Genomic DNA, 17957 nt, shown 5'->3' on the forward strand with positions numbered 1-17957 from the left:
TTTGAGGGGGGAGACCATTCCATCGTTGATGTTTGTTATGCGAATGTAATTTGCAGCAAGAGCCAACAGGCTTTTAAGGCATTACCCTAGAACTTTTTGAAGCCACGCACTAATGTCGTTAAGCTCTTGTATACAAACATTGTGCTGCATGGTGTAAGTCTGCCACGTGGCATTAAAGCCACTTTCGCTCAGCGTTTTAAAAGCAGCATTGCCCATAAATACCGGCACCACTTCGTCTTGCTCACCATGTGCCATCATAATTGGCGTTTCGCGGTTTGTGTCTTTTGCTTCGCTTCCAAGAAGCGATGGCTCGCACATATAAGTTGATAGCGCGATAACGCCAGCAAGCTTGCGGGCATATCTGGGGGCTAGATGAAGGGCAATAACACCGCCTTGAGAGAACCCAGCAAGTACTATACGTTCACTAGGAATACCACTTTCAATTTGGGCCTCAATAAGCGCTTCTACCTGAGCAGCCGACTCTTTTACACCTTCTAAGTCCGCACGGCTTTCAAAATCTAACGATTTGATATCGTACCAAGCGCGCATTCTCATGCCGCCATTGATAGTCACAGGGCGTTCTGGAGCGTGAGGAAAGAGAAATTTAACCGCCATTGATTCGGGTAATTTTAGCTCGGGCACAATAGGCGCAAAACCATGGCCTGAATCGCCAAGACCGTGAAGCCAGATAACGCAGGCATCAGGCGTAGTGGATGGGTTTATCTCTACGCACGGCAGAAGTTGCTGAGTCATTCTTTATTTCCTAGTTTTGTTGTTGCTTTATCACCAATGGTTATCCTTTCTCACAGGTAATCTCTGTCTTTCCCAAGAATGGTGGGGTCAGAGTCATGACTCTGACCCCACCATTCTTGGAAACTTATTATTGTTGTTCGGTTTGTTCGCGCCGGCTACTATTTAAATGGTTAAACCATCAATGGATAAACCAAATAATCGCAGTTACAGCGTTATGGCTTCATATGCTATCATTGCCACTTGAAATCACCACATTTTGATAGAATTTTAATACCCTATGGCTTCATTACTCGGCAATTTATTTATTCTTGCTGCTCCTTCAGGGGCAGGAAAATCTAGCCTAATCAAGGCGCTAATGGAAAAGTATGAAGGAAACACGGCTACACCTATGCAGGTGTCTGTGTCTCATACCACACGTCAACCGCGTCCGGGTGAAGTCGACGGTGTGCACTACCATTTTGTGAGCCGAGAACAGTTTGAAGCACTTATCGAACAGGGTGTATTTTTTGAGTATGCAGAAGTGTTCGGTAATTATTACGGCACATCCCGTGTGACTATCGAGCAAACATTACATCGCGGTATTGATGTATTTTTAGATATTGACTGGCAGGGCGCGCGTCAAGTCAAAAAGCTGATGCCAGACACATGTGGTATTTTCATTCTTCCACCGTCGCTAGATGTACTAGAGCAGCGCCTAAATAACCGTGGTCAAGACAGTGAAGAAGTGATTGCTGGGCGCATGGCACAAGCTGTGGCGGAAATGTCTCATTTCAATGAGTTCGATAGCGTGATCGTTAACGATGACTTTGCAACAGCGTTAAACGACTTAGAAGCCATTGTAACAGCGCAGCGCCTTCGCACGGTAAAACAGCAAATGCGTCATCAAGTGTTAATGGACGAATTGCTCGGTAGCGCGTAAGCTTAACGACATTATGGGTGTTTTGTTTTAACATCAGGCGATCGCTGGCCAATCTGCACGATCTTACTGCTTCAATTTCAAACAAAATACTAGGATCGCGCCACGTATCTGTGTATACTACGCGGCCGTTTTTTGAATAACTTGCTCAACCTAATTTTCGGAGAAATACATGGCTCGCGTAACTGTAGAAGATGCCGTAGATAAAATTGGTAACCGCTTTGACCTAGTGCTTGTTGCTGCACGCCGTGCACGTCAAATTGCCACTGAAGGCAAAGATCCTATGGTTGACGTTCAAAACGACAAGCCAACGGTTACAGCACTTCGTGAAATTGAAGAAGGTTTTGTAACTGCTGCAACGCTTGAACAAGCAGAACTTCAAGCTCAAGAACAGCAAGAACACGCTGAATTTGCATCAGTGGCAAATATCCTATCTGACCAATAAGACCTATTTTTAACGGTTTGATCTGTATTTTAGCGCCAGTGCTTTGAAAAAAGCACTGGCGCTTTTCTTTTGGTGTATTGGCTTATTGCGCATTTAAACGTATTCTTAGGGTTGTAACGTTAGATAAGGGTCACGCTTCACTGTGTATTTGTTTGAAGGTTTAAAGCAGAAAGTTTTAGAGTATTTGCCAGCTGAACGCGTACAGCAGGTTCAGGAATCTTTTGTGCTAGCCCAAGAAGCGCACGATGGACAAATGCGCTCAAGTGGCGACCCGTACATTACTCACCCTGTAGCTGTTGCCGGTATACTGGCCGATATGCACCTTGATCACGAAACGATCATGGCGGCACTTCTTCACGACGTTATTGAAGATACCCATTACAGCAAAGAAGATTTAGCTGAAGCGTTTGGTGATACCGTTGCCGAACTGGTTGAAGGTGTGAGTAAGCTAGATAAACTTGCTTTTAGTACCAAGCAAGAAGCGCAGGCGGAAAACTTCCGCAAAATGATGATGGCCATGGTGCAAGACATCAGGGTTATTCTTATCAAGCTTGCCGACCGCACTCACAATATGCGCACGCTAGGCTCTTTACGTCCAGATAAGCGCCGTCGGATAGCTTTAGAAACACTCGAAATCTATGCGCCAATTGCCCACCGTTTGGGTATTCACGATATTAAAAATGAGCTTGAAGATTTAGGCTTTCAGGCCATGTATCCGATGCGCCATCGCGCATTGAAATCTGCTGTGCGTCAGGCCCGAGGCAACCGTAAAGAAATCATTGAAAACATTCGTGAAGAGCTCAATACGCGTCTTGATGCCTACGAGATTGAATCTGATGTGTTAGGCCGCGAGAAGCACCTGTATTCCATTTACCGTAAAATGAAAAATAAAGAACTGATGTTCAACGAGGTAATGGATATTTATGCGTTTCGTATAGTGGTTAAATCAGTAGATAACTGCTATCGCGCACTCGGTGCAATGCACGGCTTGTACAAGCCAATTGAAAACCGTTTTAAAGACTATATCGCTATTCCGCGCACCAACGGCTATCAGTCGTTGCACACGTCATTAATTGGCCCGCACGGCATTCCCGTGGAAATTCAAATTCGTACCCAGGAAATGGATCAAATGGCAGACAAAGGAGTGGCGGCCCACTGGCTTTACAAAGAGCCAGGCGATAATGGCACCACCGCTCAGCTTCGCGCACGCAAGTGGATGCAAAGCTTACTTGAACTTCAGCAGTCAGCCAGTTCATCGTTTGAATTCATCGAATCGGTTAAGACGGACCTGTTCCCTGATGAAATTTACGTGTTTACACCAGACGGGCGAATTATCGAGCTGCCAATGGGCGCTACCGCTGTTGACTTTGCGTATGCAGTGCACTCTGATGTGGGCAATACCTGCGTGGGCGTGCGCGTAGAGCGCAGAAACTTCAGCTTAAGTAAGCCCCTTGAAAACGGCCAAACCGTAGAAATTATTACCTCGCCAAAAGCAAAGCCTAATGCGAATTGGCTAAACTTTGTGGTGAGTGCCCGTGCGCGCACCCGTATTCGTCAATACCTTCGAAAACAGCATTCTCAAGAAGCGGTGAACATGGGGAACCGTCTACTTCGTCATGCGTTAGGCAGCGTTAAACTAGACGATATTCCAAACGAAGATATTGAACGTGTGGTAGCCGAAACCAAGCATGCTAATTTTGACGACCTATTGGTAGATATCGGCCTAGGTAACGAACTAAGTGCTATCGTGGCTCGCCGTTTATTAGGCGAGAGCACAACGGATCTGTCTGACAAAAAAGGCAATGTGGCCATTCGTGGTACGGAAGGCCTGCTTGTTCACTATTCTCGATGCTGCCACCCTATACCTGACGATGAGATTGTTGCGGTGTTAAGCCCAGGTCGCGGTATGACCATTCACCAAACTGGCTGTAACAATATTCGCAAGCTTACCCGTGAAGAGCCACAGCGCGTGCTGCCTATGCAATGGGACGACAATCCGCAGGGTGAATTCAAAGCGTCTCTGCGTATAGAACTGTTCAACCATCAGGGCACACTGGCAACTTTAACGAACACTATTTCAGGGTGCGATTCCAATATCATTGGCCTGCAAACTGAAGAAAAAGAGATTAATATCTACTTTATCGACCTAGAACTTACTACGCACAACCGTGTGCACTTGGCTCGCGTGATGAAGAAAATACGCACCATGCCAGAAGTTCAGAAAGTGTCTCGTCATAGTCAATCACGACACTAATTACTACACTATTTAGGAACTACTATGTCTAAGTCTATTATTCAGACCGATAAGGCACCTGCTGCTATTGGTACTTACAGCCAAGCGGTTAAAGCAGGTACTACCGTTTATCTTTCAGGTCAAATTCCTCTAGTTGCTGAAACCATGGAAATGGTGTCGGACGACTTTGAAGCGCAAGCCGTACAGGTATTTGAGAACATTAAAGCGGTGTGTGACGCTGCTGGCGGCACCACGAACGACTTGGTGAAGGTGAACATCTTCCTTATCGACTTAGGTCACTTTGCAACGGTTAATGAAATTATGAGCCGTTATTTCACTAAGCCTTATCCTGCACGTGCTGCCGTTCAGGTGTCTGCATTGCCTAAAGGTGCACAAATTGAAATTGATGGTGTAATGGAACTGCCGGAGTAAGCCATGTCACCTGAGCGTTATCAGCGCATAAGACAAGTGCTGGAAAGGAGGCAAACCGACCTTACGGTTTGCCTTGAAAATGTACATAAGCCGCATAACGTATCTGCAGTAGTGAGAACCTGTGATGCCGTTGGCATTCATCGCGTTCACACCGTATGGGAAAAGAAATACCAGTTTCGTCGTGGTACGGCAATGGGCAGCCAGCAGTGGGTGCGCCAAACCAACCACGATAATATCAACGACGCGATGGCTGAACTAAAAGGTCAAGGCATGCAGGTGCTGGTAACCCACTTATCCGATACCGCTGTCGATTTTCGTGATATTGATTACACCAAGCCAACGGCTATTTTGTTTGGACAAGAGAAGTACGGGGCAACCGACGAAGCCAAAGCAATGGCCGATCACGACATCGTTATTCCGATGATGGGTATGGTGCAGTCGCTCAATGTATCAGTAGCTGCAGCGTTAGTTTTATACGAAGCTCAGCGCCAGCGTACAATTGCCGGTATGTATAACACTCAGCAACTACCAGAAGAAGAGTGCCAGGCACTGGCCTTTCAAAATGGGTACCCTCGTCTGTATAAGCTTTGCCAGCGCAAAGGTTTGCCATTGCCGGCTATTAATACATTAGGCGAAGTAGATGCCGACGATAGCTGGTGGAAAGAAATGCAAATCACTAAAGCGGAAGCAAACGCGCTAGAGGCCGACTAGGGCCTAACCTATTTGTTGCACTTTTAGTTTTGCTCTTACGTGTATAGGGGCCAGCGTAAAAAACTGGCCTAAAGCGTACTCGCCAACCCCTCAACAATCCTTTACACTTCTTTTCCTATAACACGTTGAATAACACCAGCTTGTGCCAATTCAAAGGTTAAATAGTTAATGTTTCAAAAGAAGGATGTCGCTTGATGCAAGCACTGGCCACTACACCCATTACTGCGCTTAAAGGCGTAGGCGCAAAGGTGGCAGAAAAGCTCAATAAAATAGGCTTATTTACCCTTCAAGATATTCTATTTCATCTCCCTCATCGCTACGAAGACAGAACCCGGATTTACAGCGTGGCAGAGTGCCGCCCATTTACCCATGTAAGTGTGCAGGGCGAGGTAATGAGCGCCGACATTCAATATGGCAAGAAGCGCATGCTGGTGGTCAAGCTTAGCGACGGTACGGGTACCATAACCTTACGCTTTTTCCACTTTGGTGCGGTGCAGCGTTCAATCATGACACCAGGCAACACGGTGCGCTGTTTTGGAGAAGTGCGTACTGGCAAGTGGGGCATTGAGATGATGCACCCAGAGTTTAAGCTTGTGGATGAAGACGCGCCGCCCACTGAAGAATCACTTACGCCGGTTTATCCCACTACCGATGGTGTAAAACAGCTAACTCTTCGCAATTTGACTGACCAAGCTTTAAAGCTTTTGGATAAAGGGGCGCTGGCCGATTTGCTGCCCGACGGTATTTACGATGACCAAATTAGCCTTAACGAGGCCCTTCATTTGGTGCACCGCCCGCCACCCGATGTAGACGTACACGAAATGGAAGAAGGGCTGCACCCTGCTCAGTATCGGTTAATATTGGAAGAGCTACTGTCTCACCATCTAAGTGTGCTTAAAGTGCGCAAGCTATCTGACGCGCAGCCAGGTATTCCTATTGAGGTGAATCAGCCGCTTATCGATAAAATGCTCGCTCAGTTGCCGTTCTCACCAACGGGTGCGCAGGCTAGAGTGGTACAAGATATTCAAAAAGATATGCAGCACCCACGGCCCATGATGCGCCTTGTACAAGGGGACGTAGGGTCGGGCAAAACCTTAGTTGCGGCACTGGCCGCGCTTTCTGCCATTGGTGCAGGGCATCAGGTAGCGTTAATGGCACCTACTGAGCTGTTGGCTGAACAACATGCCAATAACTTTCGTGGCTGGCTAGAACCTTTAGGTATTGAAGTAGGTTGGCTTGCTGGAAAGCTGAAAGGTAAAGCCCGCAATGAAGTATTAGCGCGCTTAGAAGCAGGTGACATTCAAATGTTAGTGGGTACTCACGCCATCTTTCAGGAAAGCGTAAACTACCAGCAGCTAGCGCTGGTTATTGTGGATGAACAACACCGCTTTGGTGTACATCAGCGTTTGGCCCTGCGCGATAAAGGCGAACAGCAAGGTCGCTACCCTCATCAGCTAATTATGACGGCAACGCCTATTCCAAGAACGTTGGCAATGACAGCCTATGCCGATTTAGACACCTCAATAATTGATGAACTACCCCCTGGCAGAACGCCGGTACAAACCGTTGTGCTTCCTGATACACGCCGCGCGGACGTGATAGAGCGTGTGCGTCAGGCTTGTAAAGAAAACGGTCGGCAAGCTTACTGGGTGTGTACGCTTATTGACGAGTCGGAAGTGCTGGAATGTCAGGCAGCAGAAGATGCTGCGGTTACCCTTAGTACTGCGCTGCCAGACTTACACGTTGGCTTGGTACACGGGCGTTTAAAACCTGCTGAAAAAGCGCAGGTTATGGCTGACTTTAAAGACGGAAAATTAGATCTATTAGTAGCCACTACCGTTATTGAGGTAGGCGTCGATGTGCCAAACGCCAGTATCATGATCATTGAAAACCCTGAACGACTGGGTTTAGCACAGCTTCATCAGCTTAGAGGCCGAGTAGGGCGTGGTGCGGTAGAAAGTCAGTGTGTACTTATGTACCAGAGCCCACTATCGAAAACCGCTACTCAGCGCCTTGGCGTATTGCGTGAGTCCAACGACGGCTTTTATATTGCACAGCGGGATTTGGAAATTCGCGGGCCGGGTGAATTTATGGGTACTAAGCAAACGGGAATGGCCGAGCTTAAAATAGCAGACCTAGTACGCGACGCCGCTCTTATTCCAAAGGTTCAGGAAATTGCCTATACCCTTTGGGACAAATATCCCTCTCACGCTCAAGCCATCATTAATAGGTGGATAGGTCATAAGGAGCAGTACGGCCATGCTTAATCGTGTGCCCTTATTTATTTGTGATGACGCCAATAGCGATGACGATGCATTAATTAGTGCAATCAGCGAAAAGTGGGGTTTTCCTGTTGTTAGCAGTAGTGAAAAGCCTAGCGAAGGCTTGTATTTGCAGGTACAAAACGGCGTGCTTGGACTTGCTGACGCAGGCGAGAAAAAAGTGAACCCGGTAGAGGTTGATTTTGCATCGCCGGCAAGTTTGTATCGCAAGCAACATGGCGGTGGGCGCAAAGAGCCCATTGTTAAGGCCATTGGTCTTAAAGGCAATGAAGCATGGCACGTAGTGGATGCAACGCCTGGGCTAGGTCGTGATGCTTTTGTGTTGGTAAGCGTTGGCTGCAAGGTCACTATGATAGAGCGCTCGCCCGTGGTTGCGGCCTTACTTGAAGATGGAATTCGCAGATTAGCGCTTAGTTTTCCGGAACTTGCAGCTAAAATGTCGCTTCAACATGGAAATAGTGCTGAGGTAATGCAATACTTCTCTGGTGAGAATGTGAACGCTATTTACTTAGACCCCATGTTCCCACACAAAAAGAAGTCAGCCTTGGTGAAAAAGGAAATGCGGCTGTTTCAGCAACTGCTTGGTCATGACCCAGACGCAGATGCGCTGTTACCGCCAGCACTAAAGCTAGCCACGCACCGGGTAGTGGTTAAACGCCCAAACAGTGCAGACGTGCTGGCAGGAGAGAAACCCTCCATGGCAATAGAAAGTAAAAAACATAGATTTGATGTGTATTTGTGTCAAAAACCCTAGGAGAACAACATGATACAAGTTGGTAGCACCTTGCCCGAGGTGGATTTCGGTCTTTTAGTCAATGGAGAAGTGACAAACCCAGGCACTAATGAACTTTTCTCGGACAAGCGCGTTGTGTTGTTTGCAGTACCAGGGGCGTTTACGCCAACCTGTTCACAAGCTCATTTGCCGGGCTATGTGGCGCTTGCAGACAAAATTAAAGCCAAAGGGATAGATAGCATCATTTGCCTGTCTGTTAACGATGCGTTCGTTATGGATGCGTGGGGCAAAGCGAATAACGCTGAAGAAATTATTATGCTTGCTGATGGCAATGGTCATTTCACAAAGCAAATTGGCTTAGATATGAATACTAGCAACTTCGGTGGCTTGCGCTCACTGCGCTACTCTATGCTTGTAGAAGATGGTGAAGTGAAAAAGCTTAACGTTGAAGATCCAGGTCGTTTCGATGTAAGCGATGCCCAAACCATGTTAGATAGCCTTTAATTTCACGAAAGGCGTTGTAAATACTGAAAGCCCGCAACAGAGGTTGCGGGCTTTTTTCGTTTAGTTTTTTGTGAGTATTCATTAATACCGGTTCGCATAGATAGTTATCCGCTCAGCGAAAGTTAAAATGTTGGTAATCGCAGATTGGTATACTTTACATATGCGTATACTTGGTCGTTAATTTCATTAAAATGTAACCAAGCTATGATCTTGCAAATAGCTATTTGCGTTGAATATCAAAGTGTTCAGCAAGGGTTAATGAACTATAACGCATTCTTTTGTGTCAGAAGGCATAAGAAATTAAAGGCTAAGACACTGCGTTACGTAGCATGTAGCATCGTTTAGTTACCTTTACTTGCTTAATGATAATAAGTATCATTTGCGCGAAAAGACAAATGTTTTAGGAATAATTATGACAACAACACTGAAAAAAATGAGTGCTTTGGTACTGGCTTCTGCGGTCACTTTCTCGATGCTATCTTCTCAGGCGCTTGCTAACGGTGCCATTGGCGATCACGTGAACAATCTTCACGCGCACATCGGTGAATACACAGAAGAGGTACATTGGTTAGAAAGCAAATTTGGCAGTGTTGTTGACGCGTATGAAGCAAAAGATAAGTCGCTGAAAACCGATGCGCTTATTGAATATTGGGAAGAAGTCGATTTTCACTCGGCCATTGAAACCCAATACGTGCCTATTTACGCCTCTATCTGGCAGGGCATTTACGGTGTGAAAGTCGCTATCGACGAAGGTAAGCCGGTTGCTGAAGTGCGAGTAGAGCAAGAGAAGCTAAATCATGCCTTGTGGCAGGCGTTAGGCGCAGTTAAACTTGCGTCCCAGTATCAAAAGAAAGGTTTAGTGAACAAGGTTCAAACCACCGAAAAAGAACCTACCACAGGCCCTGAAGTTATCGACGATATTAAAACACGTCTTGATCGTGTTGTTGCTAAGTACGCGGAACAGCTTCACGAAGTAGCAACTACACTCGTTCACGATACTTACCTTCAACGATTTGAAGGTGTGGAAGGTGACTTGATTGCGAAAAACGCAGCTTTGGTTGAAGACTTGGAGAAAGACTTTAACGTAACGCTTCCACAAGCTATCTCAAAAGACACTGGCGTTGATTCAGTTCGTAAGGTCGTAGAGTCTATGCAGGCCAAACTTGACCGCGCTCGCGCACTTTTGGTTGAAGTAGAACAAAGTCGTAAAGACGTATTTTAAGGAAGGTGTATGCAACGTAGAACATTCTTACAAGGCTTAGCAGCAGCCGGTGCATTATCTGGCTTGCCGCTTAGTTTTGTTCACGCTATGACCCAAACTGGCAGTGTGTCAGTTGAATCACTGCCAAAATTAGAAGGTGATCTCACCCTATATTTGGGGCGTGGCGAAGGCGGTTTGTACGAGAATGTTCTAAAGGCCATCGAAAAGCGCAATCCAAAGCTAAATCTTAAAATTAGACGCGGCGGGTCCGCAGCATTGGCAAACACCATCGTTGCCGAAACCAAGGCGGGCGTGAAGCGCGCTGACCTATTCTGGGCAGTAGATACAGGCTCAATTGGCGTTGTCACTGATGCAGGCGCAGCAAAGCCGTTACCCGACGATTTGCGCGCGCAGCTTCGAGAAGATTTCCAATACCCTAGCTGGTCACCGGTTACAGGCCGCGTGCGAACGCTGCCTTATAACACTGAGCGCGTTAAACCCGAACAAATCCCTGAAAGCGTGATGGCATTAGCCGATAGCGATTTGAAAATTGGCTGGGCGCCGGCTTATTCGTCGTTCCAGTCTTTTGTTACCGCTATGCGCATTTTAGAGGGCGATAAAGCGACCAAAACGTGGCTTAAAGGCATTAATAAGCACGCAAAAAAGTACGCTGGTGAACTTGGTGTAGTGATGGGCGTTGAACGTGGCGAAGTAGATATTGGCTTTGCGAATCACTATTACACGCTTCGCCTTAAATCAGGTAAGCCGAATGCAAACGTAGCGCTTGCGTACAGTAAAAGCGACGCAGGTTGCCTAGTAAATGCGTCTGGTATTGTTGCATTAAGCGACGGTGACTTACCGGTTAACTTTATTCGATATCTGCTTTCGCACGAAGTTCAGTCTTATCTTGCTCGCGAAGCCTACGAAATACCTCTGGTTCAAGGGGTTGAACAGCCGCAAGGCTTAGCTGACCTAAGCACGCTGTCACCGCCTGAAATGGACCTTCGTAAACTGGCTGACTTACGCCCTACACTTAATCTTATGAGGGAAGTTGGCGTACTGTGACAAATTGGCCAAAGTCGTATCCACTGGCACTTCTTATCGCGCTGATGGCTTTATTGCCCGTCGGCGTTTTGTTTTCTCTAGCTCAAGATAGTGCGCAACTTTTTGATACTCATAACTTAAGGGTACTAGCGAACACGGTGTCATTGGTGGTGCTTACCATTATTGGCTCTGTACTTATCGGCGTACCGCTTGCCTTTTTAACCGCTTATGTACAGTTGCCATTTAAGCGGTTTTGGCTCATTTTACTTGCCGCGCCATTAGCACTACCAAGCTACATTGGCGCATTTGCGATGTACTTTTCATTTGGCACAGGTGGCGAAATTGAAAACGTACTGGGAATTAGCACGCCACCTATCAGCGGCCTTTGGGGCTCTGCGCTGGTCATGAGCCTTTATACTTATCCATTCGTCATGATGACAACCCGTTCAAGCTTACTGAGTTTAGATGCAAGCTTGGTTAACGCGGCGCGCACGCTAGGGTTAACCTTGGGCGCAAGCTTATGGCGAGTGGTTTTACCGCGTGTTGTGAATAGCGTTGCCGCAGGGGCACTCCTTGCTGCACTTTATGCGTTATCCGATTTTGGTACGCCTGCAATAATGGGCTTTGACACTTTTACCCGTGTTATCTTTGTTGAGTATAACGCCTTCGGTCTTAGTCAAGCCGCCATGCTGAGCCTTCAGCTAATGGTTATTGTTGGGCTTATTCTATTTATAGAAAGTCGTATTAGTGGCGCTCAAGAGCGCCCAGGTAAGCATTTATCGTTGTTTCCTGCTCGCTGGCAGCGAAACCTAATGTTGCTGGCTACTATGCCGGTGGTATTTATGGCTATTGTACTTCCCCTTGCTATCTTCACGCTGTGGTTAGTACGTGAAGGAACTGGTGGCTTTGAATTAAGCTATGCGTGGAATTCAGCTCATGCGTCATTTATTGCAGCGATTGTTGCTGTATTACTCGCCATTCCGGTGGCTCACGCCGCTATTGCCGGAAAAGCTGGACGCTTTATGGAGCGCATTACTTATTTTGGCTTTGGGGTTCCGGGTATCGTAATGGGGACAGCCCTTGTTTATGTTGGCCTGCAGTTGCCCGCGCTCTATCAAACGTTAAGTCTGCTTGTGATGGCTTATGTACTGCGCTTTATCCCACTTGCTGTGGGAAGTGTAAGAAGTACGGCTGAGAATATTGATTCAGGTCTGGTAAAAGCTGCTCGCGTGCTGGGCGCTAGCCCGCGTGAGGCATTTATGCGAATTACGCTGCCGTTAACCCTTCGTGGTATGATTGCGGGTGCAGCGCTTGTGTTCTTAGAGGCCATGCGCGAACTACCTGCAACGCTTATGTTAGGACCTACAGGATTTGAAACCTTAGCTACCTATATGTGGCGTGTTTACGAAGCGGGTTACTTTGGCCGCGCAGCCGTGCCAGGGCTTTTACTTGTTTTATTATCAGGTGTGGGGTTAATTCTCATGCTGTCGGGCGAAAGAAAAGCCCAGTTTACCGTTACCGAGGATGATCGTTCGTAATGCTTAGTGTAAATAATTTGTCTGTGAATTATGGGTCTACCCGCGTTGTCGACAAGTTAAATCTTGAGCTTGGACAAGACGAAATCCTGATGCTGGTGGGGCCAACCGGCTGTGGTAAAACCACTATTTTGCAAGCGTTGGCTGGGCTTATTCCTATTTCAGAAGGGGCTATGAGCCTAGGTGAATGGGAAAGTACAGCAAACAAACACGTGCCGCCTGAAAAGCGTAATGTGGGCATGGTGTTTCAAGATTTTGCGTTATTTCCACACCTTACCGTCCAGCAAAATGTATGCTTTCGATTAAAAGACACTAAGCTTGCTGATCATTGGCTGAAACTGTTGGGTTTAGATAACTTCCGTGATGCTAAACCTGCACGTCTTTCTGGCGGTCAGAAGCAGCGCGTTGCGCTAGCGCGAACTCTTGCGCACGAACCTTCTTTCGTACTGCTAGACGAGCCCCTTTCAAACTTAGATGCTGCGTTAAAAGACAGCTTGCGCTGGGAAATTCGCGATGCGCTTAAAAAGGCAGGCGTTCCAGCAATTTGGGTAACTCACGATCAGGAAGAGGCGCTAAGCGTTGGCGATAGAGTGGGTATACTGAATAAAGGTGTGCTTGAGCAATTAGACACCCCTGAAGCCTGTTACTCGTCGCCAGCAAGCCGTTTTGTTGCGCGTTTTATGGGCGAAGCGAGCTTCTTAAGTGCCACATTCGATAGCAGCGCAGTAAATACAGACAAAACAGTGGTTACTGAAATTGGAAACGTGCCAGGCACGCCGCTTCAAGGTGCTAACGGCAATGTAGATTTGTTGGTGCGCCCTGACGACTTAAGTCTAGATGCGACACTTAGCGAAACTAACTGCACAGTGGAGTGGGTGCGTTATGAAGGCGAAAGCCGACTTTATGCAGTTATGCTAGACAGCGGTGATGAGCTAAAAGTACGCGTAAGTCATGAAAACGCCATTAAGCCTGGAGCCCGCGCTTTTGTGCAGTTGATTACTACACACCCATTAGCTGTTTTTCCTAGAGATTAATTGTGATTAAGCGCGATGTTATAGTAATTGGTGCAGGGGCTGCAGGGCTGTTCTGTGCGGCACAAGCAGGCGCGCGCGGGCGCAGCGTAGAAGTGCTCGATCATGCCAAAAAAGTCGGCCGAAAAATCCTTATGTCAGGCGGTGGCCGCTGTAACTTCACCAATATGTATGCAGAACCCGCTAATTTCCTATCGCAAAACCCTCACTTTTGTAAGTCAGCACTAAGTCGCTATACCCAATGGGACTTTATTGGCTTAGTCGCCGAGCATGGTATTGCCTATCACGAAAAAACCTTAGGCCAATTGTTTTGCGATGATAGCGCCAAAGATATCGTCGATTTATTGCTTAACGAATGTAAAAAAGCAGGCGTTACCATTACTACACGCTGTGAAATCACAAGTGTAGAAAAAGTTGAAAGTGGGTACTTGTTAACCACTTCGAATGGCGAATACATCTGTGAGTCTTTAGTTATCGCGACCGGCGGCTTAAGTATGCCAAAACTGGGGGCGACGCCATTCGGTTATAAAATAGCCGAACAATTCGGTCTTAATGTATTACCCACTCGCGCGGCTCTTGTGCCTTTTACCTTGCATGATAAAGACAAAGAAACACTGGCAGAGCTTAGCGGTATCGCAGTTGATGTATATGCCAGCTGTAACGACACCACGTTTAAAGAGGCGATGCTTTTTACCCACCGAGGGTTAAGCGGCCCTGCCATGCTGCAAATTTCAAGTTATTGGGAGGCGGGTGACAGCTTAAGCATTAATACGCTACCCAATGACGACGCCACGGCGCTTTTGCAAACAGCGCGCACTGAAACCCCCGATGCCTTACTTGCTACGTGTTTAAATAAAGTATTTCCAAAGCGTATGGTACAGAGCCTTATTGAGTATCATAGTTGGCGCAACGTGCCGGTGAAACAGCTTACTCACGGCGAGTGCGATGCCATTGCTGACACCTTAGAGAATTGGCACATAAAGCCCAATGGCACAGAAGGCTATCGCACTGCCGAGGTTACTATAGGCGGTGTAGATACCAATGACCTATCATCAAAAACCATGATGGCAAAAAATGTTGAAGGCCTGTACTTCATTGGCGAAGTGGTTGACGTTACCGGTTGGCTCGGTGGCTTTAACTTCCAGTGGGCGTGGAGTAGCGGCTGGGGAGCTGGGCAAGTGGTTTAAAACGACATGCCAATGGCCAGACCTGCAACCACTGCGCTTTTGTGATTTCGATGGTAATCGTAATGAAGCTGCGGTGATATGGTAAAGCCAGAGGTTTCAAATTCATACAAAAAGCCTAACCGTGCCACTTCCATCTTATGGCTGCCGTGAAACTCAACACCCGGACCTATTTGAGCAATAAAGTTATTAGTAATGTGAAGATCGGCAACAAGCAAGTAGGTGTAGGCATCTAAATCTTCAAACGCGTATTCGGCAACAAACCCCACACCGAGAAAGTCATTAAGTCGATACTCGTAATCGATGCCCAAGGTAAATGCGTTGCCACACTCTTTCGTGTAGGTAGTGCCCACAAGAGCAGACAAGTGGTGGGGAGACGTTTCCCAATGATGAGCACTTCCCTTTGCTGCAACATCAGGCGCAAATGCCAAGGCAGTGACCAAGCCTAAAGCTATTTTTACTCGCATAATGATGCTCGCTTACGTTTATTGGTGACTTCCTAGAGGATTTAACTTCTAGCACAATTAAAAGCGTAGACGGACTATGACTTTCTCACCAATGAACTTTAGTTGTACCTTTTCATTAGTACATGCACTTTAATTCCAAGCGGGCGGCGACTGCGCTACCTAATAAGATCGAAAATCGCTATGGTGTCTGGGGCTTTTAGAAGGAATGCAGGAATGCAAAACAAAAACGAAAAACACATATTTATCGACGCTTGCAAAACGCAGCTTGTAAGCCTTTACAACGCGAGCAAGCAAGGCAAAAAGGTAGAAGCAGAAAAGTATCGAGTGCAAGGCTTTATGCACGCCGGTGAACTAATGGGCTTGATCAGCAAAGAAGAAGGTAAAGCCCTAATAGCCGATTTACATATAGAAGTGTTTGGGGAAACCATTGACGAAAGAGCTCAGAGAAAGCGCAAACTCGATGCACTAAAAGAGTCAGACTTAGATGCCTACTTTGCAATACCTGCTATTGAGCGTCGTTAAATAAACCTTCAGTTGTGAACTTACTTTGTGAAAACGGCGTTTTTACTACTATGATTATCGACAGGGGCTGTCACACAAAGCCTATAAATGGATGTCACTGGAAGTGACAGCACCAGCCTAACTTTTAAAAGGATTAGAGTTTGAAGTAAAAGAGAAGTCATGTGCTAAAACAGTTAGTTTATAGAAGCCATTCTACCGGTCACATAGATGAAGCAGGTTTACAAAAAATCACGTTTGACTCTTCACGTTTTAATGAACGTCATAACATAACGGGGATTCTACTTTTCGACGGAGAGTATTTCTTCCAGGTACTTGAAGGCGAGGGTGAGCCCGTTGATTTTCTCTTTGAACACATAAAAAATGATAGTCGGCACGAGAATGTGGTGAAGGTTACAGAAGTCGTTGTTCATAAGAGAGATTTTGGTGATTGGCACTTGCGAGCCTTAACAGTGGTAGAGGGGAGCAGTTGTTACTGGCTGCCACCAGATATTATTTTAAACCGGGAAAGCCGGATTTTTGCACTTCTTAATAGTTTTGCTTCTGGTAAATGGCGGACGTGTTTAAGTAATGAAGACCGCAAAAATCTTAAGGTCAATGTAAGTACACTAGATAGGGACGTTGCACCTTATCGTGATTCACCTATTCAGTTTGCCTTTCAGCCCATTGTCGACACCAGTAAAGAAAGAATTTCATCAATAGAAGCGCTAATTAGAAGCGAAGATGGTAAGTACCCCGAGGATATTATTGGGTGTCTAGAGGGGGCGGAAAAGTACGAGTTTGACTTGGAAACGAAAGCTATTGCCATCAAGCAGGGAGCTGCACTGATCAATTCTGAACAATCATTGTCGATAAATTTATGCCCCGGTGCTATCACTCATAGAGCAGATGTAGGCGAATATTTGCATAGCTTGGTTATTCAATCAGGACTTCACCCCCAGCAGTTAGTCGTAGAGGTAACTGAGGTTGAGATAATCAAAGAAAGTAGTGTTTTTCATGATGCAATTGAACAAATTCGTTCTTTCGGTATTCGTATAGCCATTGATGATTTTGGCGCAGGCTACGCTGGGCTTTCATTACTCGCAGATTTTTCGCCCGACAAAATAAAACTAGACAGAAAAATCACCACTGGTATTCATGAAAATGGACATAGACAGGCTATTACAGAAGCCGTACTTGAGTTTGCGAATTCAATGGGTATCCCATTAGTGGTCGAGGGAGTAGAAACCTTAGATGAATGGTTGTGGTTACAGCATGCCGGTGTTCAGCGTTTTCAGGGGTACTTATTTGCTAAACCTAAACTTAACGGCGTAAAGGGAATTTCGTTCAACGTCTGACGTACTTTTAACTCACAGTCTCTTATCTCTTAATGTAAGTTTTGAGTGTTCAAAAGCAAATTGTTTAGCGAACTGAAATTTATAAACTAAGATTAACGTGTGTTGGTTCTTATACCTAATTATAACCAATCATACATATCTTAATGTAATAGTCGTACAGGGATATTTTTGCTACACGGATTTGGCTGTAGTTCCAGTGGGAAGCTAGTCTATAACATGGCGTGCGTCGCGTAATTTTATTCACTTATTTATCGGGCTAATTTTATATGCAGCAAGTGCTCAAACATTTGCTTAGTGCTACTTTGAAGGTAGCGTAGATGGGGGTGCTTCAACCATACTTTTACAACCAGGAGATCAGCGCCTCAAGCTGACGTGTAACCTGGATGCGCAACATATTCTTTATTTTCCACGCAACTATATAAATTACAACCAGCTCTACGATAGTGAAATGCGCAAAGTGCAAAGGCTACCTAGCGCGTTTGAAGCATACACTATCGACAGTTCGAACAACCGCCTATACCTTGATATTAATGCACAGGTTCAACGCAGCGTGACGTTTAAGGTAACGCCGCTTGGTGATTTTCAAAAATATGTGTCGGTCCTGAGGGATCCCCACGAATTTAATTCCAT

Annotated in this window: 18 protein-coding genes; 16 read left to right on the forward strand and 2 right to left on the reverse strand. The window is 46.3% G+C overall.

Translation table 11 applies throughout. The features are described from left to right. Positions 1–81: 81 nt before the first annotated feature. Positions 82–753 (reverse strand): alpha/beta hydrolase, encoded by a 672-nt coding sequence (locus ACX5KA_RS06640; RefSeq protein ID WP_039221076.1) that lies wholly within the window; start codon positions 751–753, stop codon positions 82–84. A 277-nt stretch (positions 754–1030) separates the two neighbouring features. Between ACX5KA_RS06640 and gmk the strand changes: the two genes are divergently transcribed. The 13 genes from gmk to ACX5KA_RS06705 all read left to right on the forward strand — a co-directional run bounded on the left by gmk (position 1031) and on the right by ACX5KA_RS06705 (position 15007). Beyond that, on the forward strand, positions 1031–1672 hold the full coding sequence (gene gmk / locus ACX5KA_RS06645) for a guanylate kinase (protein WP_015065913.1): 642 nt from the start codon (positions 1031–1033) through the stop codon (positions 1670–1672). A gap of 169 nt (positions 1673–1841) precedes the next feature. Next, the gene (gene rpoZ, locus ACX5KA_RS06650; RefSeq protein ID WP_015065914.1) at positions 1842–2114 is read left to right on the forward strand and encodes a DNA-directed RNA polymerase subunit omega; all 273 of its coding nucleotides are present in this window, start codon (positions 1842–1844) and stop codon (positions 2112–2114) included. Positions 2115–2256: 142 nt separating this feature from the next. Next, a complete protein-coding gene (gene spoT / locus ACX5KA_RS06655) occupies positions 2257–4368 on the forward strand; it encodes a bifunctional GTP diphosphokinase/guanosine-3',5'-bis pyrophosphate 3'-pyrophosphohydrolase (protein WP_458730719.1) in 2112 nt (703 codons plus the stop codon). Positions 4369–4392: 24 nt separating this feature from the next. Further along, positions 4393–4779 (forward strand): RidA family protein, encoded by a 387-nt coding sequence (locus ACX5KA_RS06660; protein ID WP_014975316.1) that lies wholly within the window; start codon positions 4393–4395, stop codon positions 4777–4779. A gap of 3 nt (positions 4780–4782) precedes the next feature. Next, a complete protein-coding gene (gene trmH, locus ACX5KA_RS06665; RefSeq protein WP_039221063.1) occupies positions 4783–5490 on the forward strand; it encodes a tRNA (guanosine(18)-2'-O)-methyltransferase TrmH in 708 nt (235 codons plus the stop codon). 194 nt (positions 5491–5684) lie between these two features. Further along, the gene (recG, locus tag ACX5KA_RS06670) at positions 5685–7757 is read left to right on the forward strand and encodes an ATP-dependent DNA helicase RecG (RefSeq protein ID WP_039221060.1); all 2073 of its coding nucleotides are present in this window, start codon (positions 5685–5687) and stop codon (positions 7755–7757) included. Beyond that, entirely contained in the window at positions 7750–8526 is a 777-nt protein-coding gene (locus tag ACX5KA_RS06675; protein WP_458730720.1) for a class I SAM-dependent methyltransferase, read from the forward strand. Before recG ends, ACX5KA_RS06675 begins: the two co-directional genes overlap by 8 nt. A gap of 9 nt (positions 8527–8535) precedes the next feature. Next, positions 8536–9009 (forward strand): peroxiredoxin, encoded by a 474-nt coding sequence (locus ACX5KA_RS06680; RefSeq protein ID WP_039221054.1) that lies wholly within the window; start codon positions 8536–8538, stop codon positions 9007–9009. A 412-nt stretch (positions 9010–9421) separates the two neighbouring features. Then, complete coding sequence (locus tag ACX5KA_RS06685; RefSeq protein ID WP_039221051.1) at positions 9422–10231, forward strand: hypothetical protein; 810 nt, start codon at positions 9422–9424, stop codon at positions 10229–10231. Positions 10232–10240: 9 nt separating this feature from the next. After that, on the forward strand, positions 10241–11275 hold the full coding sequence (locus ACX5KA_RS06690; RefSeq protein ID WP_458730721.1) for an extracellular solute-binding protein: 1035 nt from the start codon (positions 10241–10243) through the stop codon (positions 11273–11275). Continuing rightward, positions 11272–12792 (forward strand): ABC transporter permease, encoded by a 1521-nt coding sequence (locus tag ACX5KA_RS06695; protein ID WP_458730722.1) that lies wholly within the window; start codon positions 11272–11274, stop codon positions 12790–12792. The genes ACX5KA_RS06690 and ACX5KA_RS06695 overlap by 4 nt, the downstream gene beginning before the upstream one ends. Next, a complete protein-coding gene (locus ACX5KA_RS06700; RefSeq protein WP_458730723.1) occupies positions 12792–13823 on the forward strand; it encodes an ABC transporter ATP-binding protein in 1032 nt (343 codons plus the stop codon). Before ACX5KA_RS06695 ends, ACX5KA_RS06700 begins: the two co-directional genes overlap by 1 nt. Before the next feature lie 2 nt (positions 13824–13825). After that, complete coding sequence (locus tag ACX5KA_RS06705; protein WP_458730724.1) at positions 13826–15007, forward strand: BaiN/RdsA family NAD(P)/FAD-dependent oxidoreductase; 1182 nt, start codon at positions 13826–13828, stop codon at positions 15005–15007. On the opposite strand, the gene ACX5KA_RS06710 is transcribed toward ACX5KA_RS06705, so the two are convergent. Then, positions 15004–15471, reverse strand: coding sequence for a hypothetical protein (locus tag ACX5KA_RS06710; protein WP_458730725.1), 468 nt, complete (start codon positions 15469–15471; stop codon positions 15004–15006). The two genes, ACX5KA_RS06705 and ACX5KA_RS06710, sit on opposite strands and share 4 nt — an antisense overlap. Before the next feature lie 213 nt (positions 15472–15684). Between ACX5KA_RS06710 and ACX5KA_RS06715 the strand changes: the two genes are divergently transcribed. The 3 genes from ACX5KA_RS06715 to ACX5KA_RS06725 all read left to right on the forward strand — a co-directional run. Beyond that, on the forward strand, positions 15685–15993 hold the full coding sequence (locus tag ACX5KA_RS06715) for a hypothetical protein (protein ID WP_458730726.1): 309 nt from the start codon (positions 15685–15687) through the stop codon (positions 15991–15993). Positions 15994–16154: 161 nt separating this feature from the next. Then, positions 16155–17327, forward strand: coding sequence for a diguanylate phosphodiesterase (locus ACX5KA_RS06720; RefSeq protein ID WP_458730727.1), 1173 nt, complete (start codon positions 16155–16157; stop codon positions 17325–17327). 448 nt (positions 17328–17775) lie between these two features. Further along, positions 17776–17957: hypothetical protein (locus tag ACX5KA_RS06725; RefSeq protein WP_458730728.1), on the forward strand; the 182-nt coding region annotated here is incomplete at its 3' end.

The sequence above is a fragment of the Alteromonas alvinellae genome, assembly GCF_902705805.1.